Here is a 21789-nt window from a genome sequence, read left to right as displayed (position 1 = left end):
CCGTGTCCGATCCCCGCCCCGCCTCCCGCCCGCTGCCGCCCGTGGCCATCGTCATCGGCGTGCTGTTTTTCTTCGGGCTGCTCGGGTTGATGGTGTACGGGGTGATGAAGTCCGGCGCACCGGACCGCGACATCCTGCCTTCGGCGTTGATCGGCAAGCCTGCCCCTGCCTTCGAACTGCCGGTGTTGCACGATCCCGACATCAAGGTCAGCAGCAACGAACTGCGCGGTGCCCCGTACGTGCTCAACGTGTGGGGCAGCTGGTGCGCGGCCTGCCGCGAAGAACATCCGATCCTGACCCGCTTCGCCGAAACCAAGCGCGTGCGCGTGATCGGCTACAACTGGAAGGACGAACCGGCCGACGCGCTGCGCTGGCTGGAACAGCTGGGCAACCCGTTCGTGCTGGTGCTGGCCGACATCGAAGGCCGCACCGCGATCGACTGGGGCGTGACCGCTGCGCCGGAAACCTTCCTGGTCGACGCCAGCGGCGTGGTGCGGTGGAAGTACAGCGGCGCGCTCAGCCAGCGCGTGATCGATACGCAGTTGTTGCCGGAACTGGACAAACTGGAGCGAGCGCATGCTCAGCCGCGTACTACGCCGCCGCCTGCGGAGTGATTCCGACGCTGCGTGCCGCACGACTCATACTCGTGCGCTACCGGTGTGGGCTCTCGCATTTTTCCTGATGGTGCCTCTGTTGGCGCTGGCGCAGGCCGTGTCCGACCCGACCCCGCTGCAGTACCGCGACGCCGCCGAGGAAGCGCGCTTCCATGCGCTGGCCGCCGAGCTGCGCTGCGTGCAATGCCAGAACCAGTCGCTGGCCGACTCCAATGCGCAGATCGCGCACGACCTGCGCCGTGAAGTGCTGACGCTCATGCAGCAGGGAAAGAGCGACGCGGAGATCAAGCAGTTCCTGGTGGATCGATACGGCGAATTCGTGCTGTACCGCCCGTTGATGGACACCCGCAACGGCGTGCTGTGGTTCGGGCCCCTTGTGCTGGTGCTGGCCGGTGCCGGCGTGCTGTTCTGGGTGGTGCGGCGGCGCAGCCGCCAGGTGCAACCGATGGGCGACAGCGAGGAACGCTGGTGAGCGCGTGGATGCAGATGATTGCCGGGCTGTGCGCCGCCGTGGTGGCCATGGTGGTGCTGTGGCCGTTGCGCCGCAGTGGCCGGCGCGGGCCGTTCCTGGCCGCCGTGATCGCCCTCGGCGTGGCCGGCGTGGCGCTGTACATGCTGGTGGGCACGCCGAAGGCGATGGATGCCGTGGCCGAACCGGGCCCCGCCTCGCTGGAACAGGGCGTGCGCGAGCTGGAAGCCGCGCTGGCGCGCGAGCCGCAGCGTGCCGACGGCTGGGCCCTGCTGGGTCGCTCGGAACTGGCGCTGGGCAACACGGAAAAGGCCAACCAGGCGTTCGCGCGTGCGGTGGGCCTGGCGCCGGATGAAGTGCCATTGCTGGTCGAAGCCGCGCAGGCGCGTGCCCAGGCCGACCCCTCCAAGCGGTTCGATGACGTCGCCCTGCAGTGGCTGCGCCACGCCCAGCAGGTGGACCCCAACAGCGAGCGCGCCGGCTGGTTGATCGGCATCGCGCAGCGCCAGCGCGGGCAGGATGCGGAAGCGGCAGCGACGTGGGAAGCGCTGCTGCCGCGCTTGGCGCCGGCTGCGGCGGCTGCGTTGCGTGAGCAGATTGCGGTTGCGCGTGGCAAGGCGGGTGGAGCGCCGGCCCCGGCTCCGGCCGAACCCGATGCCAAGGCGTTGAACATCTCAGTGACGCTGGGCAAAGGCATCGACAAAGCCGCGTTGCCGGCCGACGCCACGGTGTTCGTCATTGCCCGCCTGCCCAACGGCCCGCCGATGCCGGTGGCGGTGCAGAAGCACCGGCTGGCCGACCTGCCGCTGCAGATCAGCCTGGGCGATGGCGACAGCCCGATGCCTACGGCGAAGCTGTCGTCGCTGGAGGAGGTCGACGTGTTCGCCCGGATCTCCGCCAGCGGCCAGGCGAACCGGCAGGAGGGCGATATCGATTCGCCAGTGGTGCGGGTGAAGCTGCCGCATGACGGCAGGGTCGAGATAACCCTGTAGAGACACGCCATGCGTGTCCCACGTGGTGCCGGATACCCCTTGGGACACGCATGGCGTGTCGCTACGCGCCTGCACACACCATTCCAACCGCCCGCACGGCACCCCCACCCACCCCGGGTAGAATGCCCCCATGACCGAATTCATCCCGCCCGGCACCCGTTACCACGCCCTGCCCTCGCCCTTCGCGTTCAAGCGCGGCGGCGAACTGCACGGGGGCCACGTGGCCTTCGAAACCTGGGGCACGCTCAACGCCGACGCCAGCAACGCGCTCCTGATCGTCACCGGCCTCTCGCCGGACGCGCATGCGGCGGCCAATGATGCCAACCCGGCCCCGGGCTGGTGGGAAGGCATGCTCGGCCCGGGCAAGGCGATCGACACCGACCGCTGGTTCGTGGTGTGCGTGAACTCGCTGGGCAGCTGCAAAGGCTCCACCGGGCCGGCCACGGTCAACCCGGCCACCGGCGAGCTGTATCGTCTGCAGTTCCCCGAGCTGTCCATTGAAGACGGCGCACGCGCCGCCGTGGACGTGGTCCGTGCATTGGGCATCACCCAGCTGGCCTGCGTGATCGGCAACTCCATGGGCGGCATGACCGCGCTGGCGGTGCTGCTGCTGCACCCGGGCATCGCCCGCAGTCACGTCAACATCTCCGGCAGCGCGCAGGCGTTGCCCTTCTCCATCGCGATCCGCTCGCTGCAGCGCGAAGCGATCCGGCTGGACCCGCACTGGAACGGCGGCCGCTACAGCGACGAGCATTACCCGGAATCCGGCATGCGCATGGCGCGCAAACTGGGCGTCATCACATACCGCTCCGCGCTGGAATGGGACGGCCGCTTTGGCCGCGTGCGGCTGGATTCGGACCAGACCGACGACGATCCGTTCGGGCTGGAGTTCCAGGTGGAAAGCTATCTGGAAGGCCATGCGCGCCGCTTCGTGCGCTTCTTCGACCCGAACTGCTATCTGTACCTCAGCCGTTCGATGGACTGGTTCGACCTGGCCGAATACGCTGACGGCGACGTGATGGCCGGGCTCGCCACCATCAAGGTGGAGAAAGCACTCGCCATCGGGGCCAACACCGACATCCTGTTCCCGGTGCAGCAGCAACAGCAGATCGCCGACGGCCTGCGTGCCGGCGGTGCCGACGCACAGTTCATCGGGTTGGATTCGCCGCAGGGGCACGACGCCTTCCTGGTCGATTTCGAGCGCTTCGGCCCCGCCGTGCGCACGTTCCTGGACGCGCTCTGAGCCATGCGCCAGCAGGGGAAGCTATGCGAGTGGAATGATGCGCGCGGCTTCGGCTTCGTCCAGCCGAACGGCGGTGGTGAACGCTGTTTCGTGCACGTCCATGCATTCACGGCACGCGACCGGCGGCCCGCACTGGGTGACGTGATCACCTATGAGGTGCAGCGCGATGCGAAGGGCCGCAACAATGCGGTGGGCGTGCGCTTCGCACTGCAGCGCGATGGGGCGCGTGCGGGCACCCGCGCCACCCAACGCAATGCCGCCGGACCGGATCGCCTGCCGCGCACGGCCATTGCGCTGCTGTTCCTGGCTGGCGTGGGCATGGCTTCGCTGTTCGGGTATTGCCCACCCTGGCTCGCCGCAGTGTATGCCGGGCTAAGTGCCCTGACCTACTGGGTGTACTCGCTCGACAAAGTCTCGGCGCAGCGCGGCCTGGACCGTACGCCGGAGAACATCCTGCAGATGCTGGCGCTCTTCGGCGGCTGGCCGGGCGCGTTGGTTGCACAGGCGAGGCTTCGGCACAAGAATCGAAAGGTGTCGTTCCAGGTGATGTTCTGGATCGTCACAGCGATGAATCTCGCCGCACTGTGGTGGGTGTGCATCCTGCGGTAGGGTCGCATCCCAATCGACCACCGACACCTGATCCGCGTTCTGTTGTGGCATGAACATCGGCGGGGAATGCGCTCTCTTTGACGAAGGTCATGCGTTACAGAACGTTGCACCGCTATCGGCGGTCGTTTGGGAACCGACCCTACCGATGATTGCCTGCTTCACTGCGTGCCGGTGTCGATGCGCCGTGATCCGTGGCCCGCGCCCAACCTCCTGCCTACTCCCGCCCCCCTCTGCACATGACGAGCACACGGCGGGGCCGCGACCTTTACCAATGCTTCGGCACAGTGGAACCTCCCTGATGCAACGGAGTTCCCGCCGATGGCCGTGCCCAATTACCCCAAGCCGCCGTTCAAGACCCAACAGCAGACCTTCCCCGGCAAGACCGACAAGATGGATCCGCGCCCGGATCACGGCGAAGACAGCTACGAAGGCCGCGGCCTGCTCAAGGGCAAGAAGGCACTGATCACCGGCGGCGACAGTGGCATCGGCGCAGCAGTGGCCATCGCCTACGCCCGCGAAGGTGCGGACGTCGCCATCGCTTTCCTGAAGGGCGAAGAGAAGGACGCGGCCTCCATCGGTGCACTGATCGAGAAGGCGGGCCAGAAGGCCGTGCTCGTCCCCTGCGACATCAGCGACGACGCGCAGGCGAAGGCGCTGATCGAAAAGGTGGTCGCCGAACTCGGCGGCCTGGACATCCTGGTCAACAACGCCGCCTACCAGCGCTACTACGAGTCGTTCGATGACATCACCCTGGATGACTGGCGCAAGACGTTCGAAACCAATGTCCACGCGGTGTTCAACCTCACCCGGCTGAGCGTGCCGCACCTGGAAGACGGCGGTTCGGTGATCAACACCGCATCGGTGAATTCGAAGAAGCCAACGCCGAACATCCTGCCCTACTCCGCCACCAAGGGCGCGCTGGCCAATCTCACCATCGGCCTGGCCGGCCTGCTGGCCGAGAAGGGCATCCGCGTGAACGCCGTCCTGCCGGGTCCGATCTGGACCCCGTTCATCCCCGCCGGCATGGCCGCCGAGGAAGTCGCGAAATTCGGCAGCCAGACCCCGTTTGGCCGCCCGGGCCAGCCCGCCGAGCTGGCCTCGGCTTATGTGATGCTTGCCGCCGACGGCGCCAGTTACACCTCGGGTGCGCTGCTGACGATTTCCGGCGGCGCGGTCACCCTGTAGGGCGTGTTGATGCCTGTGCCCGCTGAACAGATCTCTTCCGGGCGCGATGCCGAGGGGTACGCGCCCATCCATTCCTATGCGGCCATCGGCGATGGTCGCTCCAGCGCGTTGATCGCGCCGGACGGCAGCATCGACTGGTGGTGCGCGCCCTGCATGGACGCGCCCCCGCTGTTCGACCGGCTGCTGGATGCCCCGCATGGCGGGCGTTTCGTGCTGCAGGCGAGGGACGTGACGTCGATCAGGCGTCGCTACCTGCACGACAGCAACGTGCTGGAGTCGGAAGTGACAACGGCAGCTGGACGCGCCCGCATCACCGAGTCGTTGAACAGCGGTCCGGCCGGTCGCCTTCCATGGTCCGAGCTCGCGCGACGCGTGGAGGGACTGGAGGGTGAGGTCGAGTTCAACGTGCTCTACCAGCCGGGCACCCGCGCGGGCACCTGCTCACCGTGGATGAGCGACACCCCCAATGGCTGCGTGCACCATGTCGGGCCGATGATGACGATGCTGCGCTACCCGGACCGCACCCGCATCGCCGTATGCGACGACCGCGAGGTGCGCGGCACGCTGCGCGTACAGGCGGGCGACCGTGAGCTGGTCGCGCTGCTTGCCTCCCAGGATGAAGTGCTGCCTGTTCCGCCTTTGATCGACATCGACACCCGCATCGACCGTTCACACCGTGAGTGGCAGCAGTGGGTGGACGACCTGGACTGCGGCGCCACCCGCCGCAGCGAGGTGATCTGCTCGGCGCTGGCCCTCAAGTTCCTCTGGTTCGCCCCCACCGGCGCGATTGCCGCGGCAGTCAGTGCGTCGCTGCCGGAGCGCATCGGCGGGGACAAAAACTGGGACTACCGCTACGCCTGGGTACGCGATGCCGCGTACGTCATCAAGACCTTCCTGCGCGTGGGCGCCCTGCCCGACGCCAAAGCCGGCTTCAGCTGGCTGATGACCACCATCGGCAAACACCGGCCCGGCCTTGCGCCCTGCTACACCCTGCACGGCGAAAGGGTGGAAGAAGAGCGCCGCATCGACGTGCCCGGCTACCGCAACAGCCAGCCGGTGCGGGTCGGGAACACCGCGACCGACCAGCTGCAGACCTGCGCCTACGGCGACATACTTGAAATGGCCAGCCGCATGATCGAAGCCGGGCACATCCTCGATCCCAACACCGCCCGCCTGTTGTTCGAACTTGCCGACGAGTGCGCGGACAGCTGGATGCGCAAGGACAACGGCTTCTGGGAACTGGAGGAGCTGCAGCACTACACCATGTCCAAGGTGGAATGCTGGATGGCGCTGCGCCGTGCCTGCGAGCTTGCCGAGCATGGCCACCTGACCACCGCGCGCCTGCCGCGTTGGCAACGCGAGCGCGACCGGATCCTGGCGTGGATCGATGCGCATTGTTGGGACGAGGGTCGCCAGACCTACCTGATGCACCCCGGCAGCGACCGGTTGGACGCCAGCCTGATGCTGGCCTCCCGTTTCGGACTCGCCGAAGCGCGGCGCGAACGGTTCATTGCCACCCGCGAGGCCATCCGACGTGAGCTGGCCGATGCCAGCGGCGATCTGCTGTGGCGTTACAGCGGCATGCAGCAGTGCGAAGGCACGTTCATCAGCTGCGCGTTCTGGATGGTGGAGGCTTACGGTCTGCTGGGCGAGCGGGAAGAAGCCTCGCGCCTGTTCGACAGGCTACTGGTGCGGGTGCGCAACGACGTCGGGTTGATGCCTGAAATGTGGGATCCCCGTTCCGACTCAGGCCTGGGCAACACCCCACAGGGCTTGAGCCACCTTGCGCTGGTGCATGCAGCGCTGTCCCTGGATGGCGACTGACCCTGCAACCCGGTCTACATTATGTACCGGCATCGCGCAATGGAAACTCCCGACAAAATAGAAGCGGCGTCGGCAAAACATTTTTACATGGTATTTACAACAGTAGAATTACGGTAGCGCGAATCCAGGGAGGATTCGCGTGAGCCAGCCGTCGTGCCCCAAAGCCGCCCTGAATGACGAGTCCCGGCAGTTCGCACTCCTGGTCAACTCCGTCACCGACTACGCCATCTACATGCTGGACACGCGTGGGATGATCCGCACCTGGAACCCCGGTGGTCAGCGCATCAAGGGCTACCGGGCCGACGAGGTGATCGGCACCAACTTTTCCCGCTTCTACCTGCCTGAAGAAGCCGCAGCCGGCGTTCCGCAGCGCAACCTGCACACCGCCGCGGTCGAGGGGCGATGCATCGAGGAAGGCTGGCGGCTGCGCCAGGACGGCTCGCGCTTCCTGGCCAGCGTGGTGATCGACCCGATCTGGGACGACGGCGAGCTGATTGGCTTCGCGAAAGTGACCCGGGACATCACCGAGCGACACAAGGCGCAGGAACGCTTCCAGAAACTGCAGGCCAACCTGCTGCAGGCACAGAAGATGGAGGCGATTGGCAAGCTCACGCTCGGGCTGGCGCACGACTTCAACAACCTGTTGACGATCATCGTCAACTGCCTGGACCTGATTGGCTCCCGGGTCAAGGACGGCGCAGTGGCCAAACTTATTGAAACCGCGATGCGGGCCGCCGAGCGCGGCGCGCTGCTCTCGCGGCAACTGCTGACCTTCGGACGCGGGCAGACACTGTCGCCGGAGCCAGTGAACCTTGCCGATGCGGTGCGCGAGTGCCAGGAACTGCTGCAGCGCTCAGCGGGCGACCGGATCAAGGTCGTCTTCGCGCTGCAGGACACCCTGCCGCAGGTGTCGGTCGACAAGGCGCAGCTGGAGGCAGCGGTGCTCAACCTGGTCTGCAACAGCCGCGACGCGATGCCCAATGGCGGCACCATCACCATTACCGCGAGTGCCAGAAAGACGCATGACCCGGCGTCCGACTCCCAGGCAGCGGTCCCGCATGTCTGCCTGAGCGTGGAGGACGATGGCGAAGGCATTGCGCTGGCCGACCAGGCGCGGGTGTTCGAGCCGTTCTTCACCACCAAGGCGGTGGGGCGCGGCAGCGGGCTGGGCCTGAGCCATGTGTTCGGGTTCACCACGCAGTCCGGTGGGTTTCCGCAGTTGAGCAGCGTGCCCGGGCAAGGCACCCGGGTCGCACTCTGCTTCCCGGTGCACGGGGGATGACATGGCGATCAATCTGCTGTTCGTGGATGACGAAGAAGACCTGCGCACGATCATGGCCGAAGCGTTGTCGCTGCACGGTTTCGCAGTCACCACTGCCAGTGACGGGCACGAAGCGCTCGCCGAGCTGCGCGGGCCGACCCGATACGCGGTGGTGTTGACCGATGTCAGCATGCCCGGGGATATCTCGGGCTTGCAGGTCGCTGCTGAAGCGACTGCCCTGCAGCCCCATGCCCGCGTGCTGGTGCTGTCAGGCCTGCAGCGCTCGCAGTTGCCGCCCATTCCGCCGTCGGTGGAGTACGTCTCCAAACCCTACCGGCTGGGCAACCTCGTGGAGTTCATCCACAGGAAGTTGGCCTGAGCGGAGAGCGGCCGGGCAGAGCCCGGCGCTACGCTGCGTGCTGGCCGGGCCAAGCGCGGCGCAATCTCGCCCTCAGGAGGCCTGCAGGCGCTCGCGTTCGAGACGTGCGAGCTGCAGGCGGCCCATTTTGCGGACCTTGGGAACGTCCGGCTTCGGCGGCTCCAGCAGGGTGAGCATGACGCAGCCGCGTTTGACGTGGACCTTCAGGCGCGCGCCTATGTCCAGGCCTGCGGCGGAGAGCCACATGCCGCGTACCTTGACGCAGGGAATGGGGTCTTCGCCGAGGTCTTCCCGGCTGCCCGGGTAGCCGAAGGGCTCCACGCGGAGGGTGTCAGGTTGGCGGATGTAGTACTTGCGACGCGGCGGTTCAGTGGATTCGACTTCAGGCAATGTGGTTTGCATGTTGGACCTCCGATGGAAGTCTCCCTCACCGGATGGTGAGGGAGTCGGGAGACTGAGAAACCGTTCGGTGTACGGCGCGACGTATTTCCGCAAGGGTGTTGTATTTCGCCACCCTCCCGACATGGAACGTCCAACGTGCTTATCACCAAGGAGTTTCTCAGGCTCCAGGACACAACATGCAGAATTGTGGCAGGGAGTGGAAGTTGATTGTTTCTTTCGATTCGGAAGCTTTGATGGGCGTGGTCTATGGTGCGTCGCAATCGGCACATCACGCGCCGCGCAACACACCCTCATGCAACCGATAACTCCGATGCACGATCCCTTCCGGCAGCTCGTCATGCGTGATCATCACCAGGCTGCGGCCCCCCAACGCCGCCACCATGTCCCGCAGCAACGCATGCGCTGTATCCACGTCCAACCCTTCGGTGGGTTCGTCCAGCAACAGGATCGGTGACCCGCGCAACAACGCGCGCGCCAGTGCCAGCCGCCGTGCCTGACCGGCCGACATGGTGGCGCCGTTCTCGCCCAGCCAGGCCTGCAGGCCGCCCAGCCGTTCGGCCCAGGCCTGCAGACGCACGTCCGCCAGCACCTGCCACAGCTGTTCGTCGCTGGCCTGCGCGTCACCCAGCCGCAGGTTGTCGGCAATGCTGCCTGCGAACACCGGCGCGTTCTGCGGCAACCATGCAATCTGCCGGTGCCAGTCGGCCTGCGCCAGGCTGCGGATGTCCTGCCCGCCGTACAGCACGCGCCCGGCGTCCGGGTCCCACAGGCGCAGCAGCAGCGACGACAACGTGGTCTTACCGCTGCCGCTGTCACCGCGAATGGCCATGCGTTCGCCCGGTTCGAGCCGCAGCTCCACGCCATCCAGCAGCGCGCGCGCCTGCCCCGGCCAGCGGAAGCTGACGCGTTCGAACGTCAACGTTGCCGGCTGCGCTGGAACCGCCACCGGCACCTCGGCGTCGGCCACGCCCGCAGGCTGGTCGACAATGGCCTCCAGCCGTGCGGCGGCGACGCGCCCGGACAACCAGGACTGCCACGCCAACCCGATGCCGGCCCACAGTTCGATCAGGGCGACAGTGAGGAACACCAGCGCCGCCGCCAGCGCCGCATCGATCGCGCCACGTTCGAATCCATGCAGCGCCACCCACAGCATGCCGACCAGGCCGACTCCGGCGCATACGCCATGCAGCGCATTGCCAGCCACCAGCCGCCACCGGCGGCGACGGTCGCGCGAGCGCAGCTGCTTGGCGGCCACCAGCACGCGCAGGTTCCAGTCTTCACGGGCGTGCAGCGCGGTCAGGTCCGCCGCGCCTTCCAGCCCTTCGAACGACTGCGCCCGCAGCTGCGCGCGGTGCAGCGCGCGGTCGCGCTCATGGGCACCGGCGCCCCGCACCGTGAGCCACGGCACACCCAGGCCGATCACCAATGCGAGCACAGCCAGCAGCAGCGCGGCGGGCGGGTAGATCACCCACGACGAGAGCACCGCCACCAGCGACACCCCGCCTAGCGCCAGCAGCGGCCCGATGGCGCGCACCAGCAGGCCATCCACCTCGCCGATGTCCGACATCAACCGGGCCAGCAGCTCACCCGTGCGCACCCCCGCCAACCGCGCCGGCGCCAGCGGCAGCGCGCGACGGAAGAACCACACGCGCAGGTCGCGCGCGATGCGCAGGGTGACGTCGTGGCCGACCAGCTTTTCAAAGTAGCGCGAGACGATGCGCGCCATGGTCAGGCCGCGGATGCCGGCCGAGGGCGAGAAGAAATTGAAACCGCTGCCCAGCCCGGCCGCACCGGCCAGTGCGGCGGCAGTGAGGAAGCCGCCGGACAGGCCCAGCAGCGCGGTGCCCGCCAGCATGGTGGTCCACAGCAGCAGCACGGTCAGCAGCAGGCGACCACGATGGCGGGTGAACACCTGTTTCAGGGAATCGTGGCGCACGTCGTTCATGCCGGCTCCTCGGTGACCTGTGCGCGGCCGGCGGCGGTCAGCACTAGCCGCGTGTCGGCCCAGCGCATCGCGGTCTCGCTGTGGGTGGCGATCACCACTGCGCGGTCGCGCGCGAACGCGGCCAAGGTCTGCAGCAGCGCCGCCTCGGTGTCCGGATCAAGGAAGGCGGTCGGCTCGTCCAGCAGCAACAGCTGCGGGTCGCGCAGCAGCAGGCGGGCCAGGCCGATACGGCGTGCTTCGCCCCCGGACAGTCCGAACCCGCGCTCGCCGATCACCGTGTCCAGGCCCTGTGGCAGGTGCGCGGCAAAGCGCATCACCTGCGCCGCTTCGGCCACCGCACGCAGGCGCGCATCGCTTACGCCGGGATCGGCCAGGCGCAGGTTGTCGGCGATGCTGCCGTGGAACAGATACGGGCGCTGTCCGGCGTAGCCGACCTCCAGCCCGGGCCGCAGCACGATGCTGCCCGAACGCGGCGGCAACCAGCCGGCCAATGCTTCCAGCAGCGTGCTCTTGCCGCTGCCACTGGGGCCAACGAGGGCCAGGCGCTGGCCCGCTTCAATCTGGAATGAGAGCTGCTGCACCACGTCGTGATCGGCGCCCAGCGGGCGCAGGACCAGATCCCGCACCACCACTGGCGGCGCATGCTGTTCCAGCAGCTCGGGCGCGCGTACCGGTTGGGAAAACACATCGGCCGCGTCCCCCTGCTCCGGCAGCTCGCCCAGCAGGCGCTCCACCTCGGCCGCCGCCGCAAGCGCATTGGCGCGGTCGTGGTAATGCGCCGCCAGGCGGCGCAGCGGCGCATAGAACTCCGGCGCCAGCAGCAGGCAGAACATGCCGGCGCCCAGCGTGGGCACCGCCGCATGCAGCGACATCAGCCCCAGATAGCTCAGGCCCAGGTACAGGGCGACCATGGCCACGCTGACCGAAGCGAAGAACTCCAGCACTGTGGACGACAGGAAGGCGATGCGCAGCACCTTCATCGTCCGCTCGCGCACGCCTTCGGCCGCAGCCGCGACGCCTTCCAGCTCGGCCTCGCCCCGCCCGTACAGGCGCAGCAGGCCCAGGCCCTTGATGCGGTCGGCGAAATGCCCGCTCATGCGCGCCAGTTCGCCGAGCTGGGCGCGGCCGGCCGCTTCCGCGCCCCAGCCAACCAGCATCATGAAGAACGGCACCAGCGGCGCGGTGAACAGGAGGATCAGCGCCACTACCCAGTCCACCCAGGCCACCGCCACCAGGATCAGTAGCGGCACCACCACTACTTCGATGCGCACCGGCTGGTAGCCGGCGTAATAACTCTCCACCGCATCGGCATGGGCCAGCATCAGTTCGCCGAGTTCGCCGCTGCGCTGCTGGCGCAGCCACAACGGGCCCCGCCCGAGCAGGCGGCGGTAGACCCGTTCGCGCAGGGCCAGCCGCGCGGTGTCGGCCACATCGCCTGCGGCGGCTTGGGTAAAACTACTGAGCAACGCGCGCACGATCAGTATTAGCATGAGTGCCAGCAGCACCCCGGTGGCCTCGGCCAGCGGGCGGCGGGCCACCAGCACGGTCTGGATGAGCCAGGCAATGGCGGCCGCCTGCCCGATCAGCAGGGCGCCCGACGTGCAGATGGACAGCGCGGCCAGGCGCTGGCGACCACGTGCGCCAACGGCGAGGCGGTCCAGCCAGCGCAGGCGCTGGCGACGCAGGTCGGGGGTTTCAACGGCAGGCACGTCCGGGGGCTGGCTCAAGAGGATTCACTGGCGCCACAGAAGAGATGCCTGACATTGTAATGGCTGCCGACGTACCCTTCCGGTGCGGCGCACGGTCGCAGGGGGAGGTCGTACGATGCCTCCCATCACCGCCACCTACATTGATCTGAATCAAGGCTGTTTGAAGTTGCAGGTCACAGAATTCATCCCGTAGACCCCCCTTCCCGCCACCTGAAACGGCAGAACCCCACGAGGTAGCCAGGCCATGATCGATTCGACAGTCGTAGAACTGTCGCGGCTGCAGTTCGCTTTGACCGCGATGTACCACTTCCTTTTCGTCCCCCTCACGCTTGGCCTCTCGTTCCTGGTGGCCATCATGGAAAGCGTGTACGTGATGACCCGCAAACAGGTCTGGCGGCAGATGACCTTGTTCTGGGGCACGCTGTTCGGGATCAATTTCGCCATCGGCGTGGCCACCGGCCTGGTGATGGAATTCCAGTTCGGCATGAACTGGTCGTACTACAGCCACTACGTGGGCGACATCTTCGGTGCACCGCTGGCCATTGAAGGGCTGATGGCGTTCTTCCTGGAAGCCACCCTGATCGGCCTGTTCTTCTTCGGCTGGAAGCGGCTGAGCCCGGTCAAGCACCTGGCGGTGACCTGGTTCATGGCGCTGGGCACCAATCTGTCGGCGGTGTGGATCCTGATCGCCAACGGCTGGATGCAGAACCCCACCGGTGCGGTGTTCAACCCGGACACCATGCGCATGGAGGTGGTGGACTTCGCCGCGGTGCTGTTCAACCCGGTGGCGCAGGCCAAGTTCGTGCACACGGTTAGCGCGGGCTACGTGACCGGCGCGATCTTCGTGATGGGCATCAGCGCGTTCTACCTGCTGCGCAACAAGCACCAGGACATGGCGCGGCGTTCGTTCGCGGTGGCGGCTGCGTTCGGCCTGCTGTCGTCGCTGTCGGTGGTGGTGCTGGGCGATGAGAGCGGCTATGCCGCCAGCGAGCACCAGAAGATGAAGCTCGCCGCCATTGAAGCGATGTGGGAAACCGAGCGCGCGCCGGCCGACTTCACCGCGTTCGGCATTCCGAACCAGCAGACCCAGCAGAACGACTTCGCGATCCGGATTCCGTACCTGATGGGCCTGATCGCCACGCGTTCGTTCAACCAGCCGATCCCGGGCATCCTGGAACTGGTGGATCGCGCCGAGCACCGCATCAAAGGTGGGCAGCTGGCCTACGGTGCGCTGGAACGCGTGCGCAAGGACAAGAACGACGTGGAAGCACGCGAGATGTTCGACCGCCACTGGCAGGACCTGGGCCACGGCCTGCTGCTGAAGCGCTACCGCGACGACATCCTCAATGCCACGCCCGAGGAAATTTCCCAGGCGGCGATGGATACCGTGCCGCGCGTGGCGCCGCTGTTCTGGACCTTCCGGATCATGGCCGGGCTGGGCTTCTACCTGATCGCGTTCTTCGCGGTGGCCTTCTACTTCTCCTGCCGCAACAACTTCCAGGACAAGCGCTGGTTCCTGCGCCTGGCGGTGTGGTCGATGCCGGCGCCGTGGATCGCGATCGAATGCGGCTGGTTCGTCGCGGAGTACGGCCGCCAGCCGTGGGCGGTGGACGGCGTGCTGCCCACCTTCTACGCAGCCTCGGGCCTGGCCCTGCATGAAATCCTGACCACGCTGGCGGTGTTCACCGCGCTGTACACGGTGCTGCTGATCATCGAGGTCAAGCTGATGCTCAAGGCGATCCGCACCGGGCCGGCCGACATCCTTCCGTCGCTGCAGCCCTCGCGAAAGCCGCTTCCCCACACTGCCGCCCCGGCTCCCGGTCAGGCATAAGGCAGGAGAAACCACATGGACATTCTTGGACTCGATTACACCACCCTGCGCGTGATCTGGTGGCTGCTGCTGGGCATCCTGCTGGTCGGCTGGGCGGTGATGGACGGTTTCGACCTGGGCGTGGGCACCCTGCTCCCGTTCGTGGCGAAGACCGATGACGAACGCCGGTTGGTGATCAACACCGTGGGCCCGGTGTGGGAAGGCAACCAGGTGTGGCTGGTGCTGGGTGGCGGTGCGATCTTCGCCGCGTGGCCGCCGCTGTATGCGGTGAGCTTCTCCGGCTTCTACCTGGCGATCTTCGCAATGCTGTTCGGGCTGATCCTGCGCCCGGTCGGTTTCAAGTACCGCAGCAAGATGCCGAGTGCGCGCTGGCGGAATACGTGGGACTGGGTGCTGTTCGTGGGTGGGCTGCTGCCGGCGTTGATTGCCAGCGTGGCGGTGGGCAACGTGCTGCTGGGCGTGCCGTACCACTTCGACGACAGCATGCGCATCTTCTACACCGGCTCGTTCTTCGGCCTGCTCACCCCGTTCGCACTGCTGGCCGGCCTGGTCGGCGTGGCGATGATGGTGTCGCACGGTGCTGCGATGCTGGTGTTGAAGACCGACGGCCCGGTGGCCGAGCGCTCGGCGCGTTACGGCAGCATTGCCGCGCTGGTGAGCTTCGTGCTGTTTGCTGCCGGTGGTGCGTGGGTGGCGTTCGGCCTGCCGGGCTATGAGATCACCTCGCAGGTGGTCACCGACGGCCCGACCAATCCGCTGCTGAAGACCGCTGCGGTGGGTGCTGCTGCCGGTGGCTGGCTGCGCAACTACAGCAGCATGCCGCTGACGCTGGTGTTCCCGCTGGTCGGCCTGGCCGGTGCACTGGCCAGCTTCGTACTGCTGCGGGCACGACGTGGCATGGCGGCATTCCTCGCCTCGGGCGCGTCGATCGCCGGCATCATCCTCACCGTGGGCTTTGCGATCTTCCCGTTCCTGCTGCCCTCTTCCAGCCAGCCCAGCGGCAGCCTGACCGTGTGGGACGCCTCGTCCAGCCAGCTCACGCTGTTCATCATGCTGGTGGCGACGGTGATCTTCCTGCCGATCATCCTGGCCTACACCAGCTGGGTGTACCGGGTGATGCGCGGCAAGACCACGTCGGAAGACATGGCCGACAACCCCAACGCATATTGATAGGAGACAACCATGTGGTATTTCGCCTGGATTCTCGGCACCGGCCTGGCTTCTGCCGCGGCCATCCTCAACGGCATGTGGTTCGAGGCGCGCGAACAGACGCTCGCAGACCGTAACGCCGGACACTAAAAAAAGGTTGCCGATACTCTCTTCACACCGTATCCTTGTCGGCTCCTTCGGGGTGTAGCTCAGTCTGGTAGAGCGCTACGTTCGGGACGTAGAGGTCGCAGGTTCGAATCCTGTCTCCCCGACCACTCCGGTGGTCGCATTGAAGCCTGGAATCTTCATTTCCAGGCTTTTTTGTCCCCGAAGGTGAACAACGGTCCCCCTTGCCGCCGAAGGGTGGGATCGATACAATAGGCGGCTCCTTACGGGGTGTAGCTCAGTCTGGTAGAGCGCTACGTTCGGGACGTAGAGGTCGCAGGTTCGAATCCTGTCTCCCCGACCATACAAGTGGTCACATTGAAGCCTGGAAGACACATGTCCTCCGGGCTTTTTTGTATTTTCATTCCAGAGGCCCCCATGTCTCCCAGCTCTGCCGATTCCACCTCCCTGCTTCGCGGCCGCGTACTGGCGTTCTCCGCCATCCTGCTGGCCGCGCTCAACCTGCGGACGGCGGTGACCTCGGTCACGCCGCTGCTGGACCAGCTGGGCCAGACCTTCGGCTTCGGTACCACCATGACCGGCGTGCTGGGCATGCTGCCGACTGCGTCGTTCGCGCTGTTCGGGGTGACCACGCCGATGGTGGCGCGCCGCCTCGGGCTGGAGCGCACCGCGCTGCTGGCCATGGTGCTGGCGGCGGTGGGCCTGCTGCTGCGTTCGATGGCCGGCGGCGTGGGCAGCCTGCTGTTCGGTTCGGTGGTGGCGCTGGCCGGCATGGGCATCGGCAACGTGGTGGTGCCGCCGCTGGTGAAGCGCTACTTCGCCAACCGCGTGGGCACGGTAAGCACGCTTTATATAACAGTGCTGCAGCTGGGCACGATGGTGCCGGCGCTGCTGGCGGTGCCGCTGGCCGAACAGGCCGGCTGGCGCGTGTCGCTGGGGATCTGGGCGATCCTGGCGGTGGCCGCCGCCCTGCCCTGGATCGCGCTGGCGCGACGCCGCCCGCACCCGGACCCGCTGGACACCGCCGCCGACCCGGCCGCGCAGCCGCACGGCAAGGTGTGGCGCACGCCGCTGGCCTGGGGCATGGCGCTGATGTTCGGCATGACCTCGCTGATGACCTATTCGATGTTCACCTGGCTGCCGCGCATCGTGGTGGAAGCCGGGGCCACGCCGGCATTCGGCGGGGTGATGGTGGCGATCTTCGCCGCGCTGGGGCTGGTGCCGTCGTTGACGATGCCGGCGCTGGCAGTGCGCCTGCGTAATCCGTTCCCGCTGGTGGTTGTCGGTTTCAGCGCGTTTTTGATTGCGTTCGCCGGGCTGTTGTTCGCGCCGATGAAGGCGCCGTGGTTGTGGGCGGTGCTCCTGGGGATTGGGCCTTCCACGTTCCCGCTGGCGCTGACGCTGATCAACCTGCGCACCCGTACGCCGGCCGGGTCGGCGGCGCTTTCGGGGTTCATGCAGGGGGTCGGGTATGCCTTCAGCTGCCTGGGGCCGTTCCTGTTTGGTTGGCTGCATGCGATCAGCGGTGCGTGGTACCTGCCGTTCGGATTCCTGCTGGTGTGCGCGCTGGTGTTGATCAGCGCATCCTGGGTGGCCTGCAAGCCGCAGAAGCTTGAGGATGTGTGGTAACAGGCACCGCGTAGCCACGCAGGGCGTGGCTCTACCGCCGAACCGCTGGCCGAATGCGACATATCGGGCGACCAACCTTCCCCGGTAGAGCCACGCCCTGCGTGGCTGCTTTTCGCCGGCCCCCACGCACCAAATTTCGCACCTGCGTCACACACCGTGCGCATCTTGTGACGTAGCGTGTCGGAAAATGACCTGTAACCAGATCGGGTCGTTGGAAGTGGTTCCCGCTCGCATCCCGCGCCTGGGTTCCATGAACCGTTTCAGGGTGTACAGACCCCCGGAACATCGCCGTGGCGGCGGCCGGATGGTCTTTGAAATCAATAAGTTGAAGTATTGATCGCGCCTGTTTCCACAGCTGCGGAGGCCATCGTGCGTCTTAACAATTTGTCAACAAACCGCCCTTCGGGCACCATTGGCATGTGATGTGCGTCACGTTTTGCGCACAAACAGACATTTTTGAAGGGATGCTCCCGGGGGTTCCATGTACAACCACAGGCCGCTGGCGCTCTGCGTCAGCCTGGCATGCGCCACGCTTTGCTTGACGGTTCCGGCCGCTTTTGCCGCCACCTCGCGAGCGGACCATCTGGCTGAAATCAGCACCTACCGCGACCAGGCCCGCTGGCTGGACGCGCTGGCCGCGATCGAACGCGCCCAGGTGGACGTGCCCAATGACGACCTGCTGTACCGCCTGCAGGTGCTGACCCTGTCGGACATCGGCAACGCGCACCGTGCGTGGCAGCTGTACCAGGCGCGCCCGGAGCTGTTCGACGACGCCCAGAAGCAGCGCTTCGAAGCCAACAACCTGGCCAAGCGGGTCGGCTGGAGCCTGGCCTATGGCGCCAGCGAAGACACCCGCCTGGACGAAGCCGAGAACGCCTTGGCGGAGATGGAACGCATCCTGCAGCGCGACGGCCAGACCGTGCAGACCGCGCCGCTGCGCATCCGCTACGACCGCCTGATCCTGCTCAACCGCCTGGGCCGGCACGAGCAGGTGCGCTCCGAGTACCGGCAACTGCTGGCCGAAGGCCACGAGGTGCCGGCCTACCTGATGGCCCCGGTCGGCGATTCGCTGATGGCCAGCCAGCATCCGGATGAAGCGATCCCGGTCCTGGAAGCCGCGCTCAAGGCCGACCCCGGCCGTTCCGAAGTGCATTCGGAGCTGGCCTACGCGCACCTGGAAAGCGAGGAGGCCGATACGGCCATTGGCGTGCTGACCCAGTGGCAGAAGCAGGAACCGGCATGGCGCTGGGCCAACGGAGCCCGCGCACCGTATGCGAACTGGCCGCGTTACGAGGCCGACCTCAACCTGGCGATGATCCGCGCCTACAGCGGCGACCTGCCCACCGCGCAGCGCGAGCTGGAACACATGGTGGCGATCGCCCCGGCCAACGGCGGCACCCAGTCCTCGCTGGGCAACATCTACATGATGCGTGGCTGGCCGCGGAAGGCGCTGGAGCGCTACAGCATGGCCAACACGCTGGACCCGCGCGACGTCTCGGCGCGCCTGGGCCAGTACGACGCCTATGTGCAACTGCAGCGCGACGACTTGGCCCGGCCGATCCACGACACCCTGCTGGAACGCTACCCGAACCAGCCGTCGGTGCAGCGCATGGACCGCAGCTGGAACGCGCACCGTGGCTGGCAGCTGCATGCCTATGCCGAGGGCGGCCGCAGCGAAGGCGGCGGCGGTACCTCGCCGCTGGGCAACGACGACGGCCGCTATGGCGTGGAAGTGCAGTCGCCGGTGATCGACGACCGCTGGCGCGTGGTCGGCTTTGCCGACCGCCGCAGCGTGGACTTCCAGGAGCAGACCATCCGCCCGCTGTGGGTGGGCCTGGGTACCCGCTACCGCTTCGGCCGTGCCGATGCCGAAGCGTTCGTTTACCGCGCCAATGACGATGTCGGCGAGACCGGGCTGAGCGCGGGCTTCGGCTGGCAGTTCAGCGACACCTGGCATGCCGGGGTCACCGCCGCGCGCAATGCAGCCGATGCCTCGCTGCAGGCGCGCGTGTCGGGGATCACCGCCGACAGCGTGGCGCTGGCGGTGGACTACCGGCGCAACGAGCTGACCCACTGGAGCGCCGGGCTCAGCCAGTTCCGCTACGACGACGGCAACCGCCGCGACACCTTCACCACCGGTATCGAGCAGCGCCTGCTGACCCGCCCCACCCTGCTGCTGGACGGCCTGGGCACCCTGTACGCCAGCCGTGGCAGCCGCGACGACGTGCCCTACTTCAACCCGAGCGAAGACCGTTCGGCGGAGATCGGCCTGCGCGTGGACCAGCAACTGTGGCGCCACTACGAACGCCACTTCCGCCACCGCCTGACGGTGTCGCTCGGCAACTACTGGCAGCAGGGCTTCGGCAGTGCGCTGGTGCCTTCGGCCGAATACCGCCACGAGTGGCAGCTGGCCGATGGCCGGATCTTCGAATACGGAATCAGCTGGTCGCGACCGGTCTACGACGGCAACCGCGAACGCCATATCGGCCTTGATGCCGGCCTGCGCTGGGGACAATGAGATGCGACACATGGATTTGAAGCGCTTCACCACCTGGCTGCTGCTGGCCCTGCTCGCCGTGTGCGGCAATGCCGTGGCGGTCGCACCGCCGGAACCGGACGCGGCCGACAACGGCCTGCTGGTGCTGAGCTACCACGACATCCGCGACGACGTGGCCACCAAGGGCGACCCGGATGCATATGCGGTGAGCACGCAGAACTTTGCCGCGCACCTGGACTGGCTCTCGGCGCACGGCTACCACCCGGTGTCGCTGTCGCAGCTGATCGCCGCCTCGCAGGGCGGCGCGCCGCTGCCGCCCAAGCCGGTGCTGCTGACCTTCGATGACGGCCTGCGCAGCGTGTACAGCAAGGTGTTCCCGCTGCTGCGCGCCTACAACTACCCGGCGCTGGTGGCGGTGATCACCGACTACGTGGACCTGCCGGCCGAGCGCAAGGTGGACTACGGCTACCGTCCGTTCACCCACGACGACTTCCTGACCTGGGACCAGATCCGCGAAATGCAGCGCAGCGGGCTGGTCGAACTGGCCAGCCACACCGACAACCTGCACCACGGCGTGCAGTCCAACCCGCAGGGCAATTCGACCCCGGCGGTGATCACCCGTGCCTACGATCCGGCCACGCAGCAGTACGAAACCGAGGCGCAGTACCAGGCGCGCCTGCGTGCGGACCTGGCGCTGAGCGTGAAGCGCATCCAGGACAACGTCGGCGTTAGCCCGAAGGCGATCGTATGGCCGTACGCGGCCTACAACGCGATGAGCAACCGCATTGCCGAAGACCTGGGCATGCCGGTGTCGTTCGACCTGGAAGGCCGCAGCACCCCGGTGACGCGCGACCTGCACGGGCTCGCCCGCCTGCTGGTGACCGGCAACCCGGCGGTGACCCAGCTGGCCTATGAGCTGCGCCGCGACGTGGAACGCGACGGCATGCGCGCGTTGCAGATCGACCTGGACGCGGTGTATGACACCGATCCAGTACAGCAGGCCAAAAACCTGGACGCGCTGATCGACCGGGTCAAGAAGATCGGCCCCACCCATGTGTTCCTGCAGGCCTTCGCCGACCCGGACGGCAATGGCTCGGCCGACGCGCTGTACTTCCCGAACCGGCACCTGCCGATGCGCGCGGACCTGTTCAACCGCGTGGCCTGGCAGCTCAAGACCCGCGCCGGGGTAAAGGTGTTTGCCTGGCTGCCGGTGCTCGGCTTCGAGCTCAAGGACCCGAAGATCCGCAGCGCGCTGGCGATCGAGAGCCCCGAAAGCGACGGCATCTTCCGCCTGGACTTCACCAACCCCAAGGTGCGTCACATCATCGACGACATCTACGAAGACCTGGCGATCAACTCGTACTTCGAGGGCCTGCTGTTCCACGACGACGCCTACCTGCGCGACACCGAGCTGGCCAACCTGCCGCAGGAAGGCAGCGACGGCGCGCGCACCCAGGCGCTGATCGACTTCACCCTGGAGCTGCGCAACGCCGCGCAGCGCTGGCGCCCGAAGCTGGCCACGGTGCGCAACCTCTACGCGCAGCCGGTGCTGCAGCCGCAGAGCGCGAGCTGGTTCGCGCAGCGCCTGGACCTGTTCAACAAGGCCTATGACCACACCGCGCTGATGGCGATGCCGTGGATGGAAGGCAGCCGCAACCCGGAGAAGTGGCTGGACCGGCTGGTGGTGGCCGTGCGCGCGCACGACCCGCAGCTGTCGCAGACGATGTTCGAGCTGCAGACGGTGGACTGGCGCACGCAGAAGCCGATTCCCGGCGACCGCCTGCGTGCGCAGATCCGTCGCCTGCAGGCGCAGGGCGTGCGCCATTTCGCCTGGTACCCGGACGACTTCATTGCCGGCCGGCCTTCCACCCAGGACGCGCGCGCCGCGATGTCGGCGCGCACATTCCCGTACGAGGAAAAGTGAG

The 21789-nt window shown here is 66.9% G+C and carries 18 protein-coding genes and 2 tRNA genes; 17 read left to right on the top strand and 3 right to left on the bottom strand.

Translation table 11 applies throughout. From position 1 onward, the window contains the following. Positions 1-2: 2 nt before the first annotated feature. The 9 genes from C2U58_RS04000 (at position 3) to C2U58_RS03960 (ending at position 8576) form a co-directional block, all read left to right on the top strand. Positions 3-614 (top strand): DsbE family thiol:disulfide interchange protein, encoded by a 612-nt coding sequence (locus C2U58_RS04000; protein WP_102944639.1) that lies wholly within the window; start codon positions 3-5, stop codon positions 612-614. 67 nt (positions 615-681) lie between these two features. Continuing rightward, entirely contained in the window at positions 682-1086 is a 405-nt protein-coding gene (locus tag C2U58_RS03995; protein ID WP_102944638.1) for a cytochrome c-type biogenesis protein, read from the top strand. Continuing rightward, on the top strand, positions 1080-2075 hold the full coding sequence (locus C2U58_RS03990) for a cytochrome C biogenesis protein (protein ID WP_102945009.1): 996 nt from the start codon (positions 1080-1082) through the stop codon (positions 2073-2075). Before C2U58_RS03995 ends, C2U58_RS03990 begins: the two co-directional genes overlap by 7 nt. Positions 2076-2205: 130 nt before the next feature. Beyond that, a complete protein-coding gene (locus tag C2U58_RS03985) occupies positions 2206-3318 on the top strand; it encodes a homoserine O-acetyltransferase (RefSeq protein ID WP_102944637.1) in 1113 nt (370 codons plus the stop codon). Between the two features lie 3 nt (positions 3319-3321). After that, positions 3322-3927 carry a DUF1294 domain-containing protein gene (locus tag C2U58_RS20185; RefSeq protein ID WP_102944636.1) on the top strand — a complete coding sequence of 202 codons (606 nt, stop codon included), beginning with the start codon at positions 3322-3324 and terminating at the stop codon, positions 3925-3927. 318 nt (positions 3928-4245) lie between these two features. Further along, positions 4246-5112, top strand: a complete 867-nt coding sequence (locus C2U58_RS03975; protein WP_102944635.1) for an SDR family oxidoreductase — start codon at positions 4246-4248, stop codon at positions 5110-5112. A 9-nt stretch (positions 5113-5121) separates the two neighbouring features. Further along, entirely contained in the window at positions 5122-6936 is a 1815-nt protein-coding gene (locus tag C2U58_RS03970) for a glycoside hydrolase family 15 protein (RefSeq protein ID WP_102944634.1), read from the top strand. A 139-nt stretch (positions 6937-7075) separates the two neighbouring features. Next, positions 7076-8218, top strand: coding sequence for a PAS domain-containing sensor histidine kinase (locus C2U58_RS03965; RefSeq protein ID WP_102944633.1), 1143 nt, complete (start codon positions 7076-7078; stop codon positions 8216-8218). Between the two features lies 1 nt (position 8219). After that, positions 8220-8576 carry a response regulator gene (locus C2U58_RS03960; RefSeq protein WP_102944632.1) on the top strand — a complete coding sequence of 119 codons (357 nt, stop codon included), beginning with the start codon at positions 8220-8222 and terminating at the stop codon, positions 8574-8576. A 72-nt stretch (positions 8577-8648) separates the two neighbouring features. Here C2U58_RS03960 and C2U58_RS20015 read toward each other — a convergent pair whose 3' ends face one another. The 3 genes from C2U58_RS20015 to cydD form a co-directional block, all read right to left on the bottom strand. Further along, positions 8649-8978 (bottom strand): SymE family type I addiction module toxin, encoded by a 330-nt coding sequence (locus tag C2U58_RS20015; protein ID WP_172448067.1) that lies wholly within the window; start codon positions 8976-8978, stop codon positions 8649-8651. A 268-nt stretch (positions 8979-9246) separates the two neighbouring features. Beyond that, the gene (cydC, locus tag C2U58_RS03950) at positions 9247-10923 is read right to left on the bottom strand and encodes a thiol reductant ABC exporter subunit CydC (protein ID WP_102944630.1); all 1677 of its coding nucleotides are present in this window, start codon (positions 10921-10923) and stop codon (positions 9247-9249) included. Then, positions 10920-12650, bottom strand: a complete 1731-nt coding sequence (gene cydD, locus C2U58_RS03945) for a thiol reductant ABC exporter subunit CydD (protein WP_102944629.1) — start codon at positions 12648-12650, stop codon at positions 10920-10922. The genes cydC and cydD overlap by 4 nt, the downstream gene beginning before the upstream one ends. 226 nt (positions 12651-12876) lie before the next feature. Here cydD and C2U58_RS03940 point away from each other — a divergent pair, with 226 nt between their 5' ends. The 8 genes from C2U58_RS03940 (at position 12877) to pgaB (ending at position 21788) form a co-directional block, all read left to right on the top strand. Further along, entirely contained in the window at positions 12877-14463 is a 1587-nt protein-coding gene (locus C2U58_RS03940) for a cytochrome ubiquinol oxidase subunit I (RefSeq protein WP_102944628.1), read from the top strand. Positions 14464-14478: 15 nt separating this feature from the next. Next, positions 14479-15633 carry a cytochrome d ubiquinol oxidase subunit II gene (gene cydB, locus C2U58_RS03935; RefSeq protein WP_102944627.1) on the top strand — a complete coding sequence of 385 codons (1155 nt, stop codon included), beginning with the start codon at positions 14479-14481 and terminating at the stop codon, positions 15631-15633. 12 nt (positions 15634-15645) lie between these two features. Further along, the gene (gene cydX, locus C2U58_RS03930; protein WP_102944626.1) at positions 15646-15762 is read left to right on the top strand and encodes a cytochrome bd-I oxidase subunit CydX; all 117 of its coding nucleotides are present in this window, start codon (positions 15646-15648) and stop codon (positions 15760-15762) included. A 48-nt stretch (positions 15763-15810) separates the two neighbouring features. Beyond that, positions 15811-15887 (top strand) — tRNA-Pro (locus C2U58_RS03925). A 117-nt stretch (positions 15888-16004) separates the two neighbouring features. Beyond that, positions 16005-16081: transfer RNA gene (locus C2U58_RS03920), tRNA-Pro, on the top strand. A gap of 74 nt (positions 16082-16155) precedes the next feature. After that, the gene (locus C2U58_RS03915) at positions 16156-17367 is read left to right on the top strand and encodes an MFS transporter (protein ID WP_172448066.1); all 1212 of its coding nucleotides are present in this window, start codon (positions 16156-16158) and stop codon (positions 17365-17367) included. 481 nt (positions 17368-17848) lie between these two features. Continuing rightward, complete coding sequence (gene pgaA / locus C2U58_RS03910) at positions 17849-19885, top strand: poly-beta-1,6 N-acetyl-D-glucosamine export porin PgaA (RefSeq protein WP_102944624.1); 2037 nt, start codon at positions 17849-17851, stop codon at positions 19883-19885. A 10-nt stretch (positions 19886-19895) separates the two neighbouring features. After that, on the top strand, positions 19896-21788 hold the full coding sequence (gene pgaB / locus C2U58_RS03905) for a poly-beta-1,6-N-acetyl-D-glucosamine N-deacetylase PgaB (protein ID WP_102945008.1): 1893 nt from the start codon (positions 19896-19898) through the stop codon (positions 21786-21788). The last annotated feature ends 1 nt before the right edge of the window (position 21789 follow it).

The sequence above is a fragment of the Stenotrophomonas sp. VV52 genome (assembly GCF_002893095.1).
Lineage (GTDB): Bacteria > Pseudomonadota > Gammaproteobacteria > Xanthomonadales > Xanthomonadaceae > Stenotrophomonas > Stenotrophomonas aracearum.
Note: the sequence above shows the minus strand (reverse complement) of the source record. Positions and strands in the feature narration are given on the sequence as shown.

Bases quoted from the DNA above. Each gene is read 5' to 3' on its own strand.
- C2U58_RS20015 (WP_172448067.1), bottom strand. From the start codon at position 8,978: ATGCAAACCACATTGCCTGAAGTCGAATCCACTGAACCGCCGCGTCGC.
- C2U58_RS03970 (WP_102944634.1), top strand. From the start codon at position 5,122: ATGCCTGTGCCCGCTGAACAGATCTCTTCCGGGCGCGATGCCGAGGGG.
- C2U58_RS20185 (WP_102944636.1), top strand. From the start codon at position 3,322: ATGCGCCAGCAGGGGAAGCTATGCGAGTGGAATGATGCGCGCGGCTTC.
- C2U58_RS03960 (WP_102944632.1), top strand. From the start codon at position 8,220: ATGGCGATCAATCTGCTGTTCGTGGATGACGAAGAAGACCTGCGCACG.
- pgaA (WP_102944624.1), top strand. From the start codon at position 17,849: ATGTACAACCACAGGCCGCTGGCGCTCTGCGTCAGCCTGGCATGCGCC.
- C2U58_RS03940 (WP_102944628.1), top strand. From the start codon at position 12,877: ATGATCGATTCGACAGTCGTAGAACTGTCGCGGCTGCAGTTCGCTTTG.
- C2U58_RS03975 (WP_102944635.1), top strand. From the start codon at position 4,246: ATGGCCGTGCCCAATTACCCCAAGCCGCCGTTCAAGACCCAACAGCAG.
- C2U58_RS03995 (WP_102944638.1), top strand. From the start codon at position 682: ATGGTGCCTCTGTTGGCGCTGGCGCAGGCCGTGTCCGACCCGACCCCG.
- cydB (WP_102944627.1), top strand. From the start codon at position 14,479: ATGGACATTCTTGGACTCGATTACACCACCCTGCGCGTGATCTGGTGG.
- pgaB (WP_102945008.1), top strand. From the start codon at position 19,896: ATGGATTTGAAGCGCTTCACCACCTGGCTGCTGCTGGCCCTGCTCGCC.
- C2U58_RS03915 (WP_172448066.1), top strand. From the start codon at position 16,156: ATGTCTCCCAGCTCTGCCGATTCCACCTCCCTGCTTCGCGGCCGCGTA.
- C2U58_RS03985 (WP_102944637.1), top strand. From the start codon at position 2,206: ATGACCGAATTCATCCCGCCCGGCACCCGTTACCACGCCCTGCCCTCG.
- cydC (WP_102944630.1), bottom strand. From the start codon at position 10,923: ATGAACGACGTGCGCCACGATTCCCTGAAACAGGTGTTCACCCGCCAT.
- cydX (WP_102944626.1), top strand. From the start codon at position 15,646: ATGTGGTATTTCGCCTGGATTCTCGGCACCGGCCTGGCTTCTGCCGCG.